At 70.5% G+C, this 19,652-nt stretch carries 16 protein-coding genes; 13 read left to right on the forward strand and 3 right to left on the reverse strand.

Annotated elements, in window-relative coordinates; translation table 11 throughout:
- The first annotated feature begins 24 nt into the window (after positions 1–24).
- The 9 genes from secA to ACFY0T_RS27640 all read left to right on the forward strand — a co-directional run bounded on the left by secA (position 25) and on the right by ACFY0T_RS27640 (position 11,870).
- Positions 25–2,769: a preprotein translocase subunit SecA gene (gene secA, locus ACFY0T_RS27600; RefSeq protein ID WP_388875856.1), complete on the forward strand. Its 2,745-nt coding sequence runs from the start codon at positions 25–27 to the stop codon at positions 2,767–2,769.
- 144 nt (positions 2,770–2,913) lie between these two features.
- Entirely contained in the window at positions 2,914–4,170 is a 1,257-nt protein-coding gene (dxr, locus tag ACFY0T_RS27605; protein ID WP_388875859.1) for a 1-deoxy-D-xylulose-5-phosphate reductoisomerase, read from the forward strand.
- The gene (locus ACFY0T_RS27610) at positions 4,167–5,471 is read left to right on the forward strand and encodes a M50 family metallopeptidase (RefSeq protein WP_388875861.1); all 1,305 of its coding nucleotides are present in this window, start codon (positions 4,167–4,169) and stop codon (positions 5,469–5,471) included. The genes dxr and ACFY0T_RS27610 overlap by 4 nt, the downstream gene beginning before the upstream one ends.
- 162 nt (positions 5,472–5,633) lie before the next feature.
- Positions 5,634–6,791: a flavodoxin-dependent (E)-4-hydroxy-3-methylbut-2-enyl-diphosphate synthase gene (ispG, locus tag ACFY0T_RS27615; protein ID WP_388875864.1), complete on the forward strand. Its 1,158-nt coding sequence runs from the start codon at positions 5,634–5,636 to the stop codon at positions 6,789–6,791.
- A gap of 284 nt (positions 6,792–7,075) precedes the next feature.
- Positions 7,076–7,924: a GNAT family N-acetyltransferase gene (locus ACFY0T_RS27620; protein WP_388875867.1), complete on the forward strand. Its 849-nt coding sequence runs from the start codon at positions 7,076–7,078 to the stop codon at positions 7,922–7,924.
- A gap of 42 nt (positions 7,925–7,966) precedes the next feature.
- Positions 7,967–8,536: a GNAT family N-acetyltransferase gene (locus ACFY0T_RS27625; protein WP_388875870.1), complete on the forward strand. Its 570-nt coding sequence runs from the start codon at positions 7,967–7,969 to the stop codon at positions 8,534–8,536.
- A gap of 104 nt (positions 8,537–8,640) precedes the next feature.
- Complete coding sequence (locus ACFY0T_RS27630) at positions 8,641–10,332, forward strand: proline--tRNA ligase (protein WP_388875873.1); 1,692 nt, start codon at positions 8,641–8,643, stop codon at positions 10,330–10,332.
- A gap of 232 nt (positions 10,333–10,564) precedes the next feature.
- Entirely contained in the window at positions 10,565–11,620 is a 1,056-nt protein-coding gene (locus ACFY0T_RS27635) for a hypothetical protein (protein ID WP_388875876.1), read from the forward strand.
- Positions 11,621–11,720: 100 nt separating this feature from the next.
- A complete protein-coding gene (locus ACFY0T_RS27640; protein WP_388875990.1) occupies positions 11,721–11,870 on the forward strand; it encodes a hypothetical protein in 150 nt (49 codons plus the stop codon).
- On the opposite strand, the gene ACFY0T_RS27645 is transcribed toward ACFY0T_RS27640, so the two are convergent.
- From ACFY0T_RS27645 to ACFY0T_RS27655, 3 genes are read right to left on the reverse strand one after another with little or no spacing between them, the layout of a single operon-like run.
- Positions 11,867–12,778 (reverse strand): aminoglycoside phosphotransferase family protein, encoded by a 912-nt coding sequence (locus ACFY0T_RS27645; protein WP_388875879.1) that lies wholly within the window; start codon positions 12,776–12,778, stop codon positions 11,867–11,869. The two genes, ACFY0T_RS27640 and ACFY0T_RS27645, sit on opposite strands and share 4 nt — an antisense overlap.
- A gap of 27 nt (positions 12,779–12,805) precedes the next feature.
- Positions 12,806–13,309: a ferritin-like domain-containing protein gene (locus ACFY0T_RS27650; protein WP_388875882.1), complete on the reverse strand. Its 504-nt coding sequence runs from the start codon at positions 13,307–13,309 to the stop codon at positions 12,806–12,808.
- A 5-nt stretch (positions 13,310–13,314) separates the two neighbouring features.
- Complete coding sequence (locus ACFY0T_RS27655) at positions 13,315–13,875, reverse strand: hypothetical protein (protein WP_388875885.1); 561 nt, start codon at positions 13,873–13,875, stop codon at positions 13,315–13,317.
- A 612-nt stretch (positions 13,876–14,487) separates the two neighbouring features.
- Here ACFY0T_RS27655 and rimP point away from each other — a divergent pair.
- From rimP to infB, 4 genes are all read left to right on the forward strand, one after another.
- A complete protein-coding gene (gene rimP, locus ACFY0T_RS27660; protein ID WP_388875887.1) occupies positions 14,488–14,994 on the forward strand; it encodes a ribosome maturation factor RimP in 507 nt (168 codons plus the stop codon).
- 2 nt (positions 14,995–14,996) lie between these two features.
- Positions 14,997–15,983 (forward strand): transcription termination factor NusA, encoded by a 987-nt coding sequence (nusA, locus tag ACFY0T_RS27665; RefSeq protein WP_388875890.1) that lies wholly within the window; start codon positions 14,997–14,999, stop codon positions 15,981–15,983.
- Positions 15,984–16,096: 113 nt separating this feature from the next.
- On the forward strand, positions 16,097–16,375 hold the full coding sequence (locus ACFY0T_RS27670; protein ID WP_388875893.1) for a YlxR family protein: 279 nt from the start codon (positions 16,097–16,099) through the stop codon (positions 16,373–16,375).
- 147 nt (positions 16,376–16,522) lie between these two features.
- Complete coding sequence (gene infB, locus ACFY0T_RS27675) at positions 16,523–19,645, forward strand: translation initiation factor IF-2 (RefSeq protein WP_388875896.1); 3,123 nt, start codon at positions 16,523–16,525, stop codon at positions 19,643–19,645.
- The last annotated feature ends 7 nt before the right edge of the window (positions 19,646–19,652 follow it).

Genomic DNA, 19,652 nt, shown 5'->3' on the forward strand with positions numbered 1-19,652 from the left:
GCTCAGAGTTGTGGGGGAATTCCCATGCCAGGTAAAGGTCTCGATGCCATCACCGGCAGGATCATGCGCGCCGGCGAGGGCAGGATGCTGCGCCGCCTCGAGCGCATCGCCGAACAGGTCGGCTCCTTGGAGGAGGAGTTCACCGCGCTGACCGACGACGAGCTCAAGGCGCTCACCCCGGAGTTCAAGGAGCGGTACGCGGGCGGCGAGAGCCTGGACGACCTGCTGCCGGAGGCCTTCGCCGCGATGCGCGAGGCGGCCCGGCGCACCCTGGGCATGCGCCACTTCGACGTACAGATCATGGGCGGCGCGGCGCTGCACTCCGGCAACATCGCCGAGATGCAGACCGGCGAGGGAAAGACCCTGGTCGGCACGCTTCCCGTGTATCTGAACGCCCTGACCGGCAAGGGCGTTCACCTGGTCACCGTCAACGACTACCTGGCCGAGCGGGACGCCGCGTGGATGGGGCGCGCGTACCGGTTCATGGGGCTGACCGTCGGGGTGGTTAAGACGCAGTCGACCCCGGCCGAGCGGCGCGCGCAGTACGCCTGCGACATCACCTACGGCACCAACACCGAATTCGGCTTCGACTACCTGCGCGACAACATGGCGTGGTCGCAGGACGAACTGGTCCAGCGGGGCCACCACTTCGCGATCGTCGACGAGGCCGACTCGATCCTCATCGACGAGGCGCGCACCCCGCTGATCATCTCCGGTCCGGCCGATCAGCCCACGCACTGGTACGAGGCCTTCGCCGCGTTCGCGCAGCGGATGCGGGGCGTGCTCGTGCAGGAGGAGCAGTTCACCACCCAGGCCGACAAGGACCGCCTCGCGGAGCTGCGGACCCAGTACGACTACGAGTACGACCCCAAGAAGCGCACGGTGGCCATCCTGGACTCCGGAGTGGACTTCCTCCAGGACCAGCTCGGCATCGACAGCCTCTACGAGTCCGACCACACCCCGCTCATCGGGCACCTCAACAACGCCCTCAAGGCCAAGGAGCACTTCAAGCGGGACAAGGACTACGTCGTCGTGGACGGCGAGGTGCTCATCGTCGACGAGCACACCGGCCGCATCCTCGCGGGCCGCCGCTACAACGAAGGCCTGCACCAGGCCATCGAGGCCAAGGAAGACGTCACGATCAAGGACGAGAACCAGACGCTCGCCACGATCACCCTGCAGAACTTCTTCCGCCTCTACGAGAAGCTCGCCGGCATGACCGGCACCGCCATGACCGAGGCGGCCGAGTTCCACCAGATCTACAAGCTGCACGTCGTGCCGATCCCCACCAACCGGCCGATGGTCCGCCGCGACGACTCCGACCAGATCTACCGCACCGAGGAGGCGAAGTACGCCGCGATCCTCGCCGACATCGCCGAGAAGCACGAGCGGGGCCAGCCGATCCTGGTGGGCACCACCTCCGTCGAGAAGTCCGAGGTGCTGTCCGCGCGGCTCAGGAAGAAGAACATCCGGCACGAGGTGCTCAACGCCAAGAACCACCAGCGCGAGGCCCAGATCGTCGCGCAGGCCGGGCGCAAGGGCGCGGTCACCGTGGCCACGAACATGGCGGGCCGCGGCACCGACATCATGCTCGGCGGCAACCCGGAGGCGATGGCGCTGGCCGAAGCCGGAGAGGACGCGGACTCGGAGGAGCGCCAGAAGGCGCTCGACCGGATCACCTCCGCGGTCGCCGTGGAGCACGAAGAGGTCAAGGAACTGGGCGGCCTCTACGTCCTCGGCACCGAGCGCCACGAGTCACGGCGCATCGACAACCAGCTGCGCGGCCGCTCCGGCCGCCAGGGCGACCCCGGCGCCTCCCGCTTCTACCTCTCGCTCCAGGACGACCTGATGCGGCTCTTCCGCGCCAACGTCGTCGACCGCGTGATGTCCATGGCGAACGTCCCCGACGACGTGCCCATCGAGAACAAGATGGTCACCCGCGCCATCGCCTCCGCCCAGGCCCAGCTGGAGCAGCAGCACTTCGAGTCCCGCAAGGACGTCCTGAAGTTCGACGAGGTCCTCAACCGTCAGCGCACCCTCATCTACGCCGAACGCCGCCGTGTCCTCGCGGGCGAGGACCTGCGCGAACAGATCGTGCACTTCATGGACGACACCGTCCGCGCGTACATCGAGCAGGAGACCGGTGAGGGCTTCCCCGAGGAGTGGGACCTCGAGCGGCTGTGGGGCGCGTTCAAGCAGCTCTACCCGGTGCGGGTCACCATCGAGGAACTGGAGGACGCCGCGGACGGCCGCGCGAACCTCACCGCCGACGACCTGATCGAGGCGATCACGGAGGACATCCACGCCCGCTACGAGGAGCGCGAGGCCGAACTCGGCTCCGAGGCCCTGCGCGACCTGGAACGCCTGGTCGTCCTCTCCGTCCTCGACCGCAAATGGCGCGAGCACCTCTACGAGATGGACTACCTCCGCGACGGCATCGGCCTGCGCTGGACCCTGGGCAGGGAGCCGATCGTCGAGTACGAGCGCGAGGGCTTCGACATGTACGGCGCGATGACGGACGCCATCAAGGAGGAGTCCGTCGGCTACGTCTTCAACCTCGACGCCACGGCCCCGGGCGCCGAGACGGGACGCGGGCCCACCGACGGCCTCCGCTTCACCGCGCCGACGCTGGACACCGCCGAGGGCGTGGTCGAGGGCCACTTCCCCTCGGCGGAGCCACCGCCGGACCACCCCACCGGCACCGCGCCCGAACGGCGCGGCGGCACGCGCCCCGCCAGGCCCAAGGCACGCCGCCGCCGCAAGCGGTGACCGGGTGAGTTCCCTCAAACGAGCCCGAAGCGCGATACGGGGGTCTGGGGGCGGAGCCCCCAGGGGTGGGACGGGTAGGGGCGGAGGGGGCGAAAAAAGGGGCGCCCTGTCCTGCGGGGCACGCGTAGCGGCCACAATGGAGGGATGAGCGACAGTCCAGCCCCCCTCGCCGATCCGCATCTTGTCTTCGACCCCGTGGACGGAGTCCGGGATGTCGTGATCCTCGGCTCCACCGGCTCGATCGGCACCCAGGCCATCGACCTCGTGCTGCGCAACCCCGACCGGTTCCGGGTCACCGCGCTCTCCGCCGCCGGCGGCAGGGTCGGACTGCTCGCCGAGCAGGCCCACCGGCTGCGTGTGAAGACGGTCGCCGTCGCCCGCGAGGACGTCGTACCGGCGCTGCGCGAGGCCCTCGCGGCGCAGTACGCCCCGGGCGAGGCCCTCCCCGAGATACTGGCCGGGGCGGATGCCGCCAGCCAGCTCGCCGCCTCCGACTGCCACACCGTGCTCAACGGCATCACCGGCTCCATCGGCCTCGCCCCGACCCTCGCCGCCCTGGAGGCGGGCCGCACCCTCGCGCTCGCCAACAAGGAGTCGCTCATCGTCGGCGGCCCGCTGGTCAAGGCGCTGGCCAAGCCGGGCCAGATCATCCCCGTCGACTCCGAGCACGCGGCCCTCTTCCAGGCCCTCGCCTCCGGTACGCGGGCGGACGTACGCAAGCTGGTCGTGACCGCCTCCGGCGGCCCCTTCCGCGGCCGTACGAAGGCGGAACTGGCCGACGTCACACCGGCCGACGCCCTCGCGCACCCCACCTGGGCCATGGGCCCGGTCATCACCATCAACTCCGCGACCCTGGTCAACAAGGGACTCGAAGTCATCGAGGCGCACCTCCTCTACGACATTCCCTTCGATCGCATTGAGGTGGTCGTGCACCCGCAGTCGTATGTCCACTCGATGGTGGAATTCACGGACGGATCGACGATCGCCCAGGCGACGCCCCCCGACATGAGGGGGCCGATCGCCATCGGGCTCGGCTGGCCCGAGCGCGTGCCGGACGCCGCGCCCGCGTTCGACTGGACCAAGGCATCGAGCTGGGAGTTCTTCCCGCTCGACAACGACGCGTTCCCGTCGGTCGGGCTCGCCCGGCACGTCGGGCAGCTCGCGGGCACGGCCCCGGCGGTGTTCAATGCGGCCAACGAGGAGTGCGTGGACGCGTTCCTGAACGGCACATTGGCGTTCAACGGGATCATGGAGACCGTCACACGGGTGGTCGAGGAACACGGCACCCCGGATACGGGAACTTCCCTGACCGTCGCGGACGTCCTCGAAGCGGAGACCTGGGCGCGCGCCCGGGCCCGCGAACTGACGGCACAGACGACAACCGCGGAGGCTCGTGCATGACGACCCTGATGATGATCCTCGGCATAGTCGTCTTCGTGGTCGGCCTGCTCATCTCGATCGCGTGGCACGAGCTGGGACATCTGTCGACGGCCAAGCTCTTCGGCATCCGCGTGCCGCAGTACATGGTCGGCTTCGGCCCGACCATCTGGTCGCGCAAGAAGGGCGAGACCGAGTACGGGGTCAAGGCGGTCCCGCTCGGCGGCTACATCCGCATGATCGGAATGTTCCCGCCGGGCCCGGACGGCCGGATCGAGGCCCGCTCGACCTCCCCCTTCCGGGGCATGATCGAGGACGCCAGGTCGGCCGCCTTCGAGGAGCTCAAGCCCGGCGACGAGACCCGCCTCTTCTACACGCGCAAGCCGTGGAAGCGCGTGATCGTGATGTTCGCGGGCCCCTTCATGAACCTCATCCTGGCCGTCGCGATCTTCCTCGGCGTGATGATGACGTTCGGCATCCAGACCCAGACCACCACGGTCGGCAAGGTCTCGGACTGCGTCATCCAGCAGAGCGAGGACCGGACGAAGTGCGAGAAGGGCGACCAGGCCGCGCCCGCCAAGGCCGCCGGGCTCCAGGGCGGCGACAAGATCGTCGCGTTCAACGGCAAGGCGGTCGACGACTGGTCGACCCTCCAGTCCGACATCCGCGCCAACCCCGGCAAGGACGTCACGCTCACCGTCGAGCGCAAGGGCGAGCGGGTCGACCTCACGGCTCACCTGATCAAGAACCAGGTGAGCAAGACCGACGGCAACGGCGGCTATGTCGAGGGCAAGTACGTGTACGCCGGCTTCCTCGGCTTCACGCCCGCCTCCGGCATCGTCCAGCAGTCGTTCTCGCAGTCCGTGGACCGCATGGGTGACATGATGCAGAACGGCGTCGAGTCGCTGGTCGCCCTGCCCGGCAAGGTCCCGGACCTGTGGGACGCGGCCTTCGGCGACGGCCCGCGCAAGGCCGACTCCCCGATGGGCGTGGTCGGCGCGGCCCGCATCGGCGGTGACGTCTTCACGCTGGACATCCCGGCGTCGCAACAGGTCGCGATGATGCTGCTGCTGGTCGCGGGCTTCAACCTGTCGTTGTTCCTCTTCAACATGCTCCCGCTGCTCCCGCTCGACGGCGGGCACATCGCGGGGGCGCTGTGGGAGTCGCTGCGGCGGAACACGGCGAAGGTGCTGAGGCGGCCCGACCCGGGTCCGTTCGACGTGGCGAAGCTGATGCCCGTCGCGTACGTGGTGGCCGGAATCTTCGTCTGCTTCACGATTCTGGTGCTCATCGCGGACGTGGTTAACCCGGTGAAAATCTCCTAGCAAGGCGCTGTTTCGGGCGGCCGGACACCATGGGTGTCCGGCCGCCCTCCATTGGGTGGGTTCAGGGGCGGGATGTGCTCGGGCGGGCGCCCGTGCCGTAATCTCGAGGCCTGGAGCCCACGATTCCGGGACCTTGATCCACAACTTGGGGTTGCACAGCAGATGACTGCGATTTCTCTCGGCATGCCGTCCGTTCCGACCAAGCTGGCCGAGCGCCGCAAGAGCCGGCAGATCCAGGTCGGAACGGTGGCCGTGGGTGGAGACGCACCGGTGTCGGTGCAGTCGATGACGACGACGCGTACGTCGGACATCGGCGCCACGCTGCAGCAGATCGCCGAGCTGACCGCGTCCGGCTGCCAGATCGTCCGTGTCGCCTGCCCGACCCAGGACGACGCCGACGCCCTCGCGACGATCGCCCGCAAGTCACAGATTCCCGTCATCGCGGACATCCACTTCCAGCCGAAGTACGTCTTCGCCGCCATCAAGGCGGGCTGCGCGGCCGTGCGCGTCAACCCCGGCAACATCAAGCAGTTCGACGACCAGGTCAAGGAGATCGCGCGGGCCGCGAAGGACACCGGCACCCCGATCCGGATCGGCGTCAACGCCGGGTCGCTCGACAAGCGGCTGCTCCAGAAGTACGGCAAGGCGACGCCCGAGGCGCTCGTCGAGTCGGCGCTGTGGGAGGCCTCCCTCTTCGAGGAGCACGACTTCCGGGACATCAAGATCTCGGTCAAGCACAACGACCCGGTGGTCATGGTCAACGCGTACCGGCAGCTGGCCGCGGCGTGCGACTACCCCCTGCACCTCGGCGTGACCGAGGCGGGCCCCGCCTTCCAGGGCACGATCAAGTCGGCGGTGGCCTTCGGCGCGCTGCTCTCCGAGGGCATCGGCGACACGATCCGCGTCTCCCTCTCGGCTCCGCCCGCCGAGGAGGTCAAGGTCGGCCTGCAGATCCTGGAATCCCTCAACCTCAAGCAGCGCGGTCTGGAGATCGTGTCCTGCCCGTCCTGCGGTCGCGCCCAGGTCGACGTCTACAAGCTGGCCGAGGAAGTCACCGCCGGTCTGGAGGGGATGGAGGTTCCGCTGCGCGTCGCCGTCATGGGGTGCGTCGTGAACGGTCCCGGTGAGGCGCGTGAGGCCGACCTCGGCGTGGCCTCCGGCAATGGCAAGGGGCAGATCTTCGTCAAGGGCGAGGTCATCAAGACCGTGCCCGAGTCGAAGATCGTCGAGACCCTCATCGAGGAGGCGATGAAGATCGCCGAGCAGATGGAGGCGGAGGGAATCGCCTCGGGCGAGCCGTCGGTGTCGGTGGCGGGCTGACCTCGAAGCGGTTTTCTCGCCCCCGCCCCTACCCTCCCCCAAGCTCTCGGCTTCGCTCGAGCAGGGGGACCCCCATCGTCCCTGGGGGCTGCGCCCCCAGACCCCCGCCAAAAGATTGCGCAGTTCCCCGCGCCCCGGAAAGGGCGCGGGGAACTGCGCGGCAAGCCCCCATGGGGGTCCCGGGGGCGCAGCCCCCAAGGCCGGGATTGGGTAGGGGCGGCGGGGGCGAATCTCTGCGGGTACAGTGCGGAAATCAGCAGACCGTTATGGTGAGGCCCCCGCACGTGTTGACGCAGACCACCACCAGGGTCCTCGAACCGAGTGACCTGGACGCCGCGCTCGCCGTCCTCGACCGCGAGCCGGTCGCGAACGCTTTCGTCGCCTCCCGGGTCCAGGTCGCAGGCCTCGACCCCTGGCGTCTCGGCGGCGAGATGTGGGGCTGGTACGAGGACGGCATGCTGCAGTCCTTGTGCTACGCGGGCGCCAACCTGGTCCCGATCTGCGCCACCCCCCGTGCCGTCCGCGGCTTCGCCGACCGCGCGAGAAGGGCCGGCCGCCGCTGCTCCTCGATCGTCGGCCCCGCCGAACCCACCGCCCAGCTGTGGCGGCTGCTCGAACCGAGCTGGGGCCCCGCCCGCGAGGTCCGCACCCACCAGCCGTTGATGGTCACCAACCGGCTGCCCGCCGACATCACCCCGGATCCGTACGTCCGCCGCATCCGCAAGGACGAGATGGAGACGATCATGCCGGCGTGCGTGGCGATGTTCACCGAGGAGGTCGGCGTCTCGCCGCTCGCCGGTGACGGCGGACTGCTCTACCAGGCGCGCGTGGCCGAACTCGTCGGATCCGGACGGTCGTTCGCCCGCCTCGACCAGAACGGCAAGGTGGTCTTCAAGGCGGAGATCGGCGCCGCGACCGCGCAGGCCTGCCAGATCCAGGGCGTCTGGGTGGCGCCCGAATACCGCGGGCAGGGCCTCGCCGTCCCGGGCATGGCGGCCGTGCTCCGCTACGCCCTCGCCGACGTCGCCCCGATCGCCAGCCTGTACGTCAACGACTTCAACACGGCCGCCCGGGCCACGTACCGCCGCGTGGGCTTCCAGGAGATCGGCGCGTTCATGAGCGTGCTGTTCTGACACGTGCGCAATCCGGCGAACCGCCCGGGTAGTCTCCCCGGCATGCTGCGCTTTCCCGGTCAGGGCTCCCGCAACCCCGACGACGTGGTCATCGGCCCGCTGGATCTCGCCGCGCGCGTCGACGAGGCGCTCGCCGTGCAGGCCCTCGCCTTCGGGCTCGGCGCCGACGAGATCGCCGTACGACGTCAGATCGTGCTCCGCCACCTCACCTACCCGGGAGCCCGCGCGCTCGGCGCGACAACGGCCGACGGACGGCTCGTCGGTTTCGTCTACGGGATGCCCAACGACCGTGCGCACTGGTGGTCCACCGTCGTCGAGCCGTATCTGCGCGGCCAGGGCCACGACGACTGGCTCGACAACTCCTTCGTGATCACCGAACTGCACGTCCACCCGCACTACCAGAACCGCGGCATCGGCCGCGCTCTGATCACCGGCATCACGGACACCGCCGCCGAACCCCGCTCGATCCTCTCCGCGATCGACACGGACAGCCCGGCCCGCGGCCTGTACCGCTCACTGGGGTACGAGGACCTCGCGCGGCAGGTCCTCTTCCCCAGCGCACCCAAGCCGTACGCCGTGATGGGCGCCCCCCTGCCGCTCCGCAGGCGCTGAGCGCCCGGGTCCGCTACCCGGCCGGGCGCTAACCGATTTCCACCGGGATGGACCGCCCGGCTAACCTCGCTCCCATCACCCTTACGCAGCAGGAGTCAAGAATCATGGCCCAGGTCCAGCGCATGTCCCGTTTGATGGTCAAGACACTGCGTGACGACCCGGCAGACGCCGAGACACTCAGCCACAAGCTGCTCGTCCGCGCCGGCTACGTGCGCCGCAACTCCGCGGGCATCTGGACGTGGCTGCCGCTGGGCAAGAAGGTCCTCGACAACATCTCCCGGGTCGTGCGCGAGGAGATGGACGCCATCGGCGCGCAGGAAGTCCTGCTGCCGGCCCTGCTGCCCAAGGAGCCGTACGAGGCCTCCGCCCGCTGGGAGGAGTACGGCGACCTCCTCTTCCGCCTCAAGGACCGCAAGGGCGGCGAGTACCTGCTCGGCCCGACCCACGAGGAGATCTTCACCCTGGTGGTGAAGGACCAGGTGGCGTCCTACAAGGACCTGCCGGTCATGCTCTACCAGATCCAGACCAAGTACCGCGACGAGGCCCGCCCGCGCTCCGGCGTGCTGCGCGGCCGCGAGTTCCAGATGAAGGACTCGTACTCCTTCGACACGACGGACGAGGGGCTCGCCGAGTCCTACCGCCTGCACCGCGAGGCCTACCAGAAGATCTTCGCGCGCCTGGGTCTGGACTACCGCATCGTGTCGGCGGTCTCCGGCGCGATGGGCGGCTCGGCCTCCGAGGAGTTCCTCGCCCCCGCCGCCGCCGGTGAGGACACCTTCGTGGACTGCCCGGCCTGCGACTACGCGGCGAACACGGAGGCGGTCACCTTCAAGCTGACGCCCGTGGAGGCCGAGCACGGCCCGGTCGAGGAGCTGGACACCCCCGACACCCCGACCATCGAGACGCTCGCCCAGCACCTCGGCGTGCCCGCCTCCGCCACCCTCAAGAACCTCCTGGTCAAGGTCGACGGCGAGATCGTCGCCGTCGGCGTCCCCGGCGACCGCGAGGTCGACCTCGGCAAGCTGGGCGAGCACCTCGCCCCGGCCGTCGTCGAACTCGTCACGGCCGAGGACTTCGAGGGCCGCGACGACCTCGTACGCGGCTACGTGGGCCCGCAGGGCCTGGCGAAGGTCCGCTACATCGCCGACCCGCGCGTGGCCCCCGGCACGGCCTGGATCACCGGCGCGAACAAGATCAACACGCATGCGAAGAACGTCGTCGCCGGCCGCGACTTCGAGGTCGACGACTACCTGGACGTGGTCGTGGTGGAAGAGGGCGACCCGTGCCCCAAGTGCGGCACCGGCCTCAAGCTGGACCGCGCCATCGAGATCGGCCACATCTTCCAGCTCGGCCGCAAGTACGCCGACACCTTCCAGCTCGACGTCCTCGGCCAGCAGGGCAAGCCGGTCCGCGTGACCATGGGCTCGTACGGCATCGGCGTCTCCCGCGCGGTGGCGGCGCTCGCCGAGCAGTCGGCGGACGAGCAGGGCCTGTGCTGGCCCAAGGAGATCGCCCCCGCCGACGTCCATGTGGTCGCCGCGGGCAAGGCCCTGCAGACCGAGCTGGCGCTCGACGTGTCGGAGAAGCTGGGCGCCGCGGGCGTACGCGTCCTGGTGGACGACCGCGCCGGCGTCTCCCCGGGCGTGAAGTTCACGGACGCCGAACTCATTGGCGTACCGCAGATCCTGGTCGCGGGCCGCCGCTCGGCCGAGGGCGTCCTGGAGCTGAAGGACCGCCGCACCGGCGAGCGCGAGGAGCTGACCGTCGACGAGGCGATCGCCCGCCTGACGGCGTAGCCGCACGACAGCCAGAAGGCGCTCAAGAGGTTCATCTCCGGAGCATGGGCGCCTCAGGGACTTCTCTCAGGCTCTCGGAGTTCATCGGGTATCCGCGGTGATTCGCTGTCTCTCGGCGTCACGCCCTGTGGCCGGTGCCGAAGCTGTATGCGAGTGCGAGCATCGAATGCGTGACCTTCCGTGAGGCGTGTCGTTTATCAGATGACGGCATCACGGGCGGAGGGGGGAATCGGTGAGCCGGAAACTGCCGCTCTGCGAGGGCGAGACTGCCCGCACCGCCTGTGCCCGTGGCCTGCTGCGTACAGGTGTGGAGGAGAAGACGGGCGAAGTCCTGCCCGCCGCTGTGCTGGCGGAGCGGGTGGGCTGGGCCGTGGATCTGGTGTCCGGCATGGCCGCCGACCTGCTGGGCACGCACTGGAACACCACCGACGTGGACGTACTGGCTTCCGGTGAGGACGCGGGCGGGCGGAGGCTGCCGTCGAACGCCTGGATGGCGCTGCGCCGCCTGGGCTGGACCGTCGGTCCGGGCGGAGGCGTCCGCGTCAATGACCGCATCGTGCGGATGGCCCAGGAGACGGCCGGGCGCACGCTGCGCTCGTCGAAGTGGCGTGCCGACCTCACCGCCGCAGTCATCGCGACCTGGCCTGCCGATCCAGCCAAGCGCACCCCGCAAGAATGGGACGCGGTGCGTGAGGCGGCGCCTGGCGGGCGGTCTTTGCCGTCCAGCGTCATCACGTCCCGTACCCGGCAGATCGCCGCCTTTGTCAACAAGCATGGCCGGATGCCGGTCGATGGGTTCGAGGTGGAGGCCGCGCCCCGCGCAGCGCGGATGCTGCCGTTGTCCGCCTGCGACGGGCAGGAGGCCACCATCGAACGAGCCGACGATCCAGGCAGGGCGCTGCTGCGTGTGCAGCTGCCCAGCCGTCCCGATCCGCGGTCCTACGCGGACTGGACATGGGTGGCCTGCCCGATCATGTTGCCGCCGACGATCCCCGCCAGTGCGGTGCTGCACCTGCCCACCCTGCGTCTCCACCAGGGCAAGGTGCGGGCGGACCTCGCCTACACACATGCTGTCCCGAAGACGCGGCGGAGCGGTCATACGGTCGCGCTGGGCGTGGACTGGGGCCTGAACACCCTGCTGTCCGCAGAGGCCGCCCGGCTCCACGAGGACGGCACCATCACCGCCATCGGCAGCGCTGGGCGCGGGCTTCCACCTGCACGCCCACGCGACTCCTCCACGGTGGGCAATCCCGTTGCCAGACACTACGTCTGGTATGGGATCACTTAGCTGATCAGAGACGCTGCTCCCCGACCGTAGGACGCGACTCGACGTCGACTGGACCGCCTGCCAGGGACACGGCCTCTGCGCGGAACTGCTCCCCGAGCACATCGCGCTCGACGAATGGGGCTACCCCCTGTTCGACCAGGGCCCCCTCCGTCGTACGACCCTGAAACGCGCCCGCAGAGCCGTGGCCGAGTCCCAGCCCTGGCCCTCGAACTCGCGGGATAGCGGCCGGAGTTCAGGAAGCGGATGTTAGAGCCAGCCGGCGAACTCCAGCAGCAGCTCCGCGTCCTGCGGGCGCCCGACCCGCCGCGCCCGGACACCCGACTCGACCGCCCGGAACAGGGTCCAGCCCCGCAGCCGTTCCTGGTCCACGTCCAGGGACTCGGCGAGGCGCTTCACCCGTCGGCGCGTGATCGACGACCCCGAAGGAGACGCGATCAGGTCCTCCACCCGGTCGCGGACCAGCCGGGCCAGGTCGAAGGCGCACTCGCCGACCACGGGGTCGGGGCCCACAGCCAGCCAGGGCATGCGCTCACCGGCGAGCACCTTGCTCTGCCGGAAGGTGCCGTGCAGCAGCCGTTCCTCGGGCGGGGCGGCGAGCAGTTCGTCGCGGGCCGCGAGCGCGGCGTCCACCAGGGCCGCGACCTCGGTGTCGGCGCTCGCCGCCGCCCGCATCGCCTCCGCCTGTCGCCCGGTCCGTTCGGCCACGGTCTCGAAGACATGGGCCGCGGGCGGCTCGACCCACAGCCGGCGCAGTGTCCCGGCCGCCTCCAGCAGGGCCTTCGCCTCCGGCAGCGAGCGCACGGACAGGTCGGGATGCAACCGCTCCAGCAGCAGTACCCCGTGCGTATCGCCGGGATTGAGGAGGCGGACCGCGCCCCGTCCGTCCCAGTGGGCGAGCGCGGCCCGCTCGCTCTCCGGACGGGCTCGTTCGGGCGCCAGCTTCAGCACGGCGGGCGTCCCGTCGATCCGCCGCACCAGCACGACCAGGCTGCTGCGCCCGCCCGGCGCCTGCACCCGCTCCACGGTCAACTCGCGTAGATCAACGGCCTCTTGGGCCAGCTCGGGCAGCTTGTCGAGCCAGTCGCCGGTCCCGTCGGTGCCGTTGCGCTGCATCTCGCCGAGCGCCCGTACGAGGCGCTGCGGCGGTTCGAAAGCCATGCGCGAGTTGTTCCCTTCCTGGTCGCGTTATGTCTGCGAGGGTGCCGGCGCGGACGCGGTGGCCGCCCGCTCGGCGAGACCAGGGAAGGCTACGCTCCCGCCGCGCCAGCGCACCGCGCGCACGGCCGCCTCCCGCAGCGCCTCGGCGGCCGTGCGCCGCTGGTCGCCCGTGGACGCGCGGACCAGGTCGGAGTACACCCCGGCCACGCGTTCCTCCAGCTCGGCCGCGAGCCGCACCGCCGTGGCGGAGTCCTTCACCGCGAACGGCAGCGCGTACGCCGCGGCAGCGGCCTCGGGCTTGCCGCCCAGGTCCCGCACGGCACGCACCAGCTCGTCGCGGCGCGCCCGATGGGCGTCGTACGCCGCCAGCGCCTCGCTCCGCCGGGCCTCGCCGATCTGGCCGCCGACGACGCCGTAGCCGTAGACGACGGCGTGCTCGGCGCCGAGCGCGGCCTGCAGGGCTTTGAGCTCGGCTTCCTTGGCTCGCTCGGCTCGCCCGGTGCTGTTGATGCCCGTGGCTTCCTTACTCATCCCGCTCACTTCGTCCCCTCCGTCCCCTGCGTCAGCAAGAAGGCGTGCGCGGCTCCGGCCGCCGCCACCGAGGCCAGCAGCCTGGCCAGCTCTCCCGGGACCTCCAGCAGGGCCTTCGTGCGCTCGTCCGCGAGGGTGCGTTCGGCGGAGGCGAGGTCGCTGAGGGCGTCCTTGGGGCTGGCGGATACGGCGGGGGAGGCGCTCGGGGGTGCGGAGGCAGAGGTCGAGGGGGAGGCCGAGGCCGTGGCCGAGGGGGTCGCCCCCGGTCGGCCGACGGCACCCCCGAATGCCTCCGCATGCCGTACGACCTCCGCCCGCAGCGGGCGGATCCGCTCCGCCAGTGCCGGATGCGCGGCGATCACGGCGGTGTAGCGCCCCGCCAGCGTCTGGCTGTCGCGGGCGGCACGCGCGCGTGCCCGGTCCGCGGCGGAGGGGCTGCCGCCCGTCGTGTCGGTGGACGACTCGGGGGTCGAACACCCCGTGAGGACGAGGGCACCCGCGGCTGACGCGAGCAGGCTCCTTCGGCGCGGGCCCGGCGGGGTGCGCGACGGCAGGGTGAACGGCACGACAGACGTCCTCGGAGGGCTCGTACGAAAGGGAGGGCGATGCGCCCGTGATCACGGTACCCGCGCCCCGCCCAATCACCCACCAGCCCTCTCCCGCGCCGCTCTCCGATCAGTTTTTCGCCCCCTCCGCCCCCCTGGGGGCTCCGCCCCCCTGGGGGCTCCGCCCCCAGACCCCCGTATCGCGCTTCGTGCTCGTCCTCAAACGCCGGACGGGCTGAAGATTGCCCCCCGGGGCGGAAAGGTTGCGGCAGCCGCAGAAAGAGCGAACGGGGGTCCACAGGGCAGAGACCCTTGGCGGGGTCTGGGGCAGAGCCCCAGCTGGCTCAGAGACGAAGCCCTCGGGGTCCAGGGGCAGAGCCCCGGCGGGGACCGGGGGCGGAGCCCCGGGCAGGGATGCAGGGGGCGCAGCCACCGCCGGGGTTCAGGGGTAGCGCCCCTGGCGGGGGTCCGGGGCGGAGCCCCGGGTATGGGACGGGTAGGGGCGGCGGGGGCGAAAGACGTACCCCACCCCCGCCCCGCCCCGATGGACGGCAACACCCCCCGCGACCGGATACCCTTTGACCTGACACGCGACCTACCCACAACAGCACACGCGGCCGAGGAGTCACCCGGATGAGCACCACCCAGAGCGAGAGGCTGCGAGAACTGCTGGAACCGCTCGTCAGCTCTCAGGGACTCGATCTCGAAGAGGTCGAAGTGGACTCGGTCGGACGCAAGCGTGTGCTGCGCGTCGTCGTCGACTCCGACGAAGGTGCCGATCTGGACGCCATCGCCGATGTGAGCCGCGCGCTCTCGGCGAAGCTCGACGAGACGGACGCGATGGGCGAGGGCGAGTACACCCTCGAGGTCGGAACCCCTGGTGCCGAGCGCGAGCTCAAGGAACACCGCCACTACGTACGCGCCACCGACCGCCTGGTGAAGTTCCAGCTTGCCGAGGACGGGGAGCTGGTCGCCCGCGTCCTGACGGTCGATGACGCCGGAGTCGATGTCGAGGTGCCCGGCGTGAAGGGGCGCAAGCCCACCGCCAAGCGGCTCGCCTTCGAGGACATCGCCAAGGCACGCGTCCAGGTCGAGTTCAGCCGTAAGAACAAGAACGAAGAGAACGCAGAGGAGGCGTAGCCGTGGACATCGACATGAGTGCCCTGCGGGGCTTGGTACGGGAGAAGGAGATCTCCTTCGACCTGCTGGTCGAGGCGATCGAGGCGGCCCTCCTCATCGCCTACCACCGCACCGAGGGAAGCCGCCGCCACGCGCGCGTGGAGCTCAACCGGGAGACCGGCCATGTGACCGTGTGGGCGAAGGAGGACCCCGAGGACCTGGAGGAGGGGCAGGAGGCGCGCGAGTTCGACGACACCCCGTCCGGCTTCGGCCGCATCGCCGCGACCACCGCCAAGCAGGTCATCCTGCAGCGCCTGCGCGACGCCGAGGACGACGCCACGCTCGGCGAGTACGCCGGACGTGAGGGAGACATCGTCACCGGTGTGGTCCAGCAGGGGCGCGACCCGAAGAACGTGCTCGTCGACATCGGCAAGCTGGAAGCCATCCTGCCGGTGCAGGAGCAGGTCCCCGGCGAGAACTACGAGCACGGCCTGCGGCTGCGCTCGTACGTCGTTCGGGTGGCGAAGGGTGTCCGCGGTCCGTCCGTGACCCTCTCCCGTACGCATCCCAATCTGGTGAAGAAGCTCTTCGCGCTCGAAGTGCCGGAGATCGCCGACGGGTCCGTCGAGATCGCCGCCATCGCCCGCGAGGCCGGCCACCGTACGAAGATCGCCGTTCGGTCCACGCGGTCCGGGCTGAACGCCAAGGGCGCCTGCATCGGCCCCATGGGCGGGCGCGTGCGCAATGTCATGGCCGAGCTCAACGGCGAGAAGATCGACATCGTCGACTGGTCGGACGACCCGGCCGAGATGGTCGCGAACGCGCTCTCCCCGGCCCGTGTCTCCAAGGTCGAGGTCGTCGACCTCGCGGCCCGCTCCGCGCGCGTCACCGTCCCCGACTACCAGCTGTCGCTGGCGATCGGGAAGGAAGGGCAGAATGCCCGTCTCGCGGCCCGGCTGACCGGCTGGCGGATCGACATCCGTCCGGACACCGAGCAGCCCGCCGAGTAGGGCGGGAATAGATCCAAGCCGCAGGTGGCTCAGATCACGACAGATCCACGTGAAGCAACCGTTCGATTCTTGCCCCAAAGGGGTGAGGTCGGTGCGGGGAGGTAGACTTAAGAGTGTCTGGCCGGACGCGAGCCCGCGCATGCCCTGAGCGCACCTGTGTGGGATGCCGGGAGCGAGCGGCCAAGAAGGACTTGCTGCGCATCGTGGCGGTCGAGGGCGAATGCGTCCCCGATCATCGCGGTACGCTGCCCGGCCGGGGTGCGTATGTGCACCCCGCCCTGGTCTGTCTCGACCTGGCGGTCCGCCGCCGGGCGTTCCCACGGGCGCTGCGTGCCCCGGGACCGCTCGACACAGCGGCGTTGCGCCTCTACGTCGAGCAGGCAACACCGTAAGACGCGTCGTACGGAACCCCCGTGCGGCCCTGGTACCCCGCGAGTTGGAAGTAGGTCGAGATTGCGATGAGCACTCGATGAGCACGCGATGAGTACGCCCATGAAGTAGCGACGGTCCGGACGCAACCCGGACCTAAAAGGAGCGAAGTGGCTAAGGTCCGGGTATACGAACTCGCCAAGGAGTTCGGGGTTGAGAGCAAGGTCGTCATGGCCAAGCTCCAAGAGCTCGGTGAATTCGTCCGTTCGGCGTCCTCGACGATCGAGGCGCCCGTTGTACGCAAACTGACTGACGCCCTCCAGCAGGGCAACGGCGGCGGCAAGCCCGCCCCCGGTCGTAAGGCTGCCCCGGCCAAGCCGGCAGCCCCCTCTCCCGCGCAGGCCGCCCGTCCGGCTGCCCCGCGCCCGCCGGCCCCGAAGCCGGCCGCGGCCGAGAAGCCCGCGGCTGCGCCGGTCACTCCGGCTGCTCCGGGCCCGCGCCCGACCCCGGGTCCCAAGCCCGCACCGAAGCCCGCTCCGGCGGCTCCGGCTCCGGTCGCGGCCGAGTTCACCGCGCCCCCGTCGGCTCCCGCGGCTCCCGCCGCAGGTCCCCGTCCGGGCGCCCCGCGCCCCGGTGGCCAGGCCCCGCGTCCCGGTTCCCGTCCGGCCGGTCCCGGCCAGGGTCGTGGCGACCGTCCCGAGCGCGGCGACCGTCAGGGCGCCCCGCGTCCCGGCGGCCAGGCTCCGCGTCCGGGCGCTCGTCCGGCCGGCCCGCGTCCGGGCAACAACCCGTTCACCTCTGGTGGCTCCACCGGCATGGCGCGCCCGCAGGCGCCCCGTCCGGGCGGTGCACGTCCTGGCCCCGGCGGCCACGGCGGCGCAGGCGCCCCCGGCGGTCCGCGTCCGCAGGGCGCGGGTCAGGGTGGTCCCCGTCCGCAGGGCGGTCCCGGTGGCGCTCCGCGTCCCCAGGGCGGTCCGGGCGGTGCCCGTCCCACTCCGGGCGGCATGCCCCGTCCGCAGGCTCCGCGTCCCGGCGGCGGCCCCGGTGGTCCCGGCGGTAACCGTCCGAACCCCGGCATGATGCCGCAGCGTCCCGCTGCGGGCCCGCGCCCCGGTGGCGGTGGCCCCGGTGGCCGTGGTCCCGGTGGCGGCGGTCGTCCCGCCGGTCCCGGTGGTGGCGGTCGTCCGGGCGGCGGCGGCTTCGCCGGTCGTCCCGGTGGCGGCGGCGGTGGCGGCTTCGCGGGTCGTCCCGGTGGTCCCGGTGGCGGTGGCGGCGGCTTCGCCGGTCGTCCCGGTGGTCCGGGCGGTGGCGGCGGTGGCCGTCCCGGCTTCGGCGGTCGTCCGGGTGGTCCCGGTGGCCGTGGTGGCACGCAGGGTGCGTTCGGTCGTCCCGGTGGTCCCGCGCGTCGTGGTCGCAAGTCGAAGCGGCAGAGGCGCCAGGAGTACGAGGCCATGCAGGCCCCGTCCGTCGGCGGCGTGATGCTGCCTCGCGGCAACGGACAGTCCGTCCGCCTGTCGCGCGGTGCGTCCCTCACCGACTTCGCGGAGAAGATCAACGCCAACCCGGCGTCGCTCGTCGCCGTGATGATGAACCTCGGCGAGATGGTCACTGCCACGCAGTCCGTCTCCGACGAGACCCTCCAGCTGCTCGCGGACGAGATGAACTACGTCCTCGAGATCGTCAGCCCGGAGGAGGAGGACCGCGAGCTGCTCGAGTCCTTCGACATCGAGTTCGGCGAGGACGAGGGCGGCGAGGAATTCCTCATGCCGCGTCCGCCGGTCGTGACCGTCATGGGTCACGTCGACCACGGTAAGACCCGACTGCTGGACACCATCCGCAAGACGAACGTCGTCGCGGGCGAGGCCGGCGGTATCACGCAGCACATCGGCGCGTACCAGGTCGCTACCGAGGTCAACGACGAGCAGCGCAGGATCACCTTCATCGACACCCCGGGTCACGAGGCGTTCACCGCCATGCGTGCCCGTGGTGCGAAGTCGACCGACATCGCGATCCTCGTGGTGGCGGCCAACGACGGTGTGATGCCCCAGACGATCGAGGCGCTGAACCACGCCAAGGCGGCCGACGTGCCGATCGTGGTCGCGGTCAACAAGATCGACGTCGAGGGCGCCGACCCGACGAAGGTGCGCGGTCAGCTCACCGAGTTCGGTCTGGTGGCCGAGGAGTACGGCGGCGACACGATGTTCGTCGACATCTCCGCCAAGCAGGGTCTGAACATCGACCAGCTGCTCGAGGCCGTGGTCCTGACCGCGGACGCCTCGCTCGACCTGCGGGCCAACCCGGAGCAGGACGCGCAGGGCATCGCGATCGAGTCCCACCTCGACCGTGGCCGCGGCGCCGTCGCGACCGTCCTGGTCCAGCGAGGCACCCTGCGGGTCGGCGACACCATGGTGGTCGGTGACGCGTACGGCCGTGTCCGCGCGATGCTCGACGACAAGGGCGAGAACGTGGAAGAGGCGGGTCCCTCGACCCCGGTCCTCGTCCTCGGTCTCACCAACGTCCCGGGCGCCGGCGACAACTTCCTGGTTGTCGACGAGGACCGCACGGCGCGTCAGATCGCCGAGAAGCGCGCGGCGCGCGAGCGCAACGCCAACTTCGCCCGCCGGGGTGTCCGGTTCTCCCTGGAGAACCTGGACGAGGCCCTCAAGGCCGGTCTGGTGCAGGAACTCAACCTCATCATCAAGGGCGACGCGTCCGGTTCGGTGGAGGCTCTCGAGTCCTCGCTGCTCCAGCTCGACGTCGGCGACGAGGTCGACATCCGTGTCCTGCACCGCGGTGTGGGTGCGGTCACCGAGTCGGACATCGACCTGGCGACCGGCTCCGACGCCATCGTCATCGGCTTCAACGTCCGCGCTGCGGGCCGCGCGGCGCAGATGGCGGAGCGCGAGGGCGTCGACGTCCGGTACTACTCGGTGATCTACCAGGCCATCGAGGAGATCGAGGCGGCCCTCAAGGGCATGCTCAAGCCGGAGTACGAGGAGGTCGAGCTCGGCACGGCGGAGATCCGCGAGGTCTTCAAGTCGTCCAAGCTGGGCAACATCGCCGGTGTCCTGGTCCGCTCGGGCGAGGTCAAGCGCAACACGAAGGCGCGCCTCGTCCGCGACGGCAAGGTCATCGCGGAGAACCTCACCATCTCCGGTCTGCGTCGCTTCAAGGACGACGTCACCGAGATCCGCGAAGGCTTCGAGGGTGGTATCAACCTCGGAAACTTCAACGACATCAAGGTCGACGACGTCATCGCGACGTACGAGATGCGCGAGAAGCCGCGGGCGTAACGCGGTT

Source organism: Streptomyces sp. NPDC001530 (genome assembly GCF_042894545.1).
In the GTDB taxonomy this organism is placed as follows: domain Bacteria; phylum Actinomycetota; class Actinomycetes; order Streptomycetales; family Streptomycetaceae; genus Streptomyces.

Coding starts and splice junctions, on each gene's coding strand:
- secA (WP_388875856.1), top strand. CDS start 25: ATGCCAGGTAAAGGTCTCGATGCCATCACCGGCAGGATCATGCGCGCC.
- dxr (WP_388875859.1), top strand. CDS start 2,914: ATGAGCGACAGTCCAGCCCCCCTCGCCGATCCGCATCTTGTCTTCGAC.
- ACFY0T_RS27610 (WP_388875861.1), top strand. CDS start 4,167: ATGACGACCCTGATGATGATCCTCGGCATAGTCGTCTTCGTGGTCGGC.
- ispG (WP_388875864.1), top strand. CDS start 5,634: ATGACTGCGATTTCTCTCGGCATGCCGTCCGTTCCGACCAAGCTGGCC.
- ACFY0T_RS27625 (WP_388875870.1), top strand. CDS start 7,967: ATGCTGCGCTTTCCCGGTCAGGGCTCCCGCAACCCCGACGACGTGGTC.
- ACFY0T_RS27630 (WP_388875873.1), top strand. CDS start 8,641: ATGGCCCAGGTCCAGCGCATGTCCCGTTTGATGGTCAAGACACTGCGT.
- ACFY0T_RS27645 (WP_388875879.1), bottom strand. CDS start 12,778: ATGGCTTTCGAACCGCCGCAGCGCCTCGTACGGGCGCTCGGCGAGATG.
- ACFY0T_RS27650 (WP_388875882.1), bottom strand. CDS start 13,309: ATGAGTAAGGAAGCCACGGGCATCAACAGCACCGGGCGAGCCGAGCGA.
- rimP (WP_388875887.1), top strand. CDS start 14,488: ATGAGCACCACCCAGAGCGAGAGGCTGCGAGAACTGCTGGAACCGCTC.